This window comes from Rhizobium mayense (assembly GCF_030272705.1).
In the GTDB taxonomy this organism is placed as follows: domain Bacteria; phylum Pseudomonadota; class Alphaproteobacteria; order Rhizobiales; family Rhizobiaceae; genus Rhizobium; species Rhizobium mayense.
Window position 1 is genome coordinate 1 of the sequence record NZ_JARFYM010000118.1, and the last position, 481, is coordinate 481.

The following is a 481-nucleotide window of genomic DNA, read 5'->3' on the forward strand; positions in this document are numbered from 1 at the left end:
TGCGCTGAAGACCGGCCAGGTCGCCGCCCTGAAGTCCACGCAGATCGCAGCCCTCTCCACCGATCAGGTTGCCGCGCTCAACAGCACGCAGATCAAGGCCCTGACCGCTTCCGAAGTGGGTGCTCTGTCCACCGCTGACATCGCAACCTTCTCCACCGACGAGATCGCCGCTCTTTCGACCGCCGCTCTCGCTGGCCTCACCTCCGATAAGGTCGCTGCCCTCTCCACCGATCAGGTTGCCGCTCTCTCCACCGGTCAGATCGCCAAGCTCTCCACCGGCCAGATCGGCGCTCTGTCCACCGACCAGGCCAAGGTCCTGACCACCGACCAGGTTGGTGCCCTGACCTCGACCCAGATCGGCGTGCTCTCCACCGACGACGTTGCCGCCCTCTCCACCGACCAGATCGGTGCGCTGAAGACCGGCCAGGTCGCCGCCCTGAAGTCCACGCAGATCGCAGCCCTCTCCACCGATCAGGTTGCC

1 pseudogene is annotated in these 481 nt (G+C 65.9%); it reads left to right on the top strand.

Annotated elements, in window-relative coordinates:
- Window positions 1–481, top strand: a pseudogene (locus PY649_RS34845) (beta strand repeat-containing protein); the annotation flags it as partial.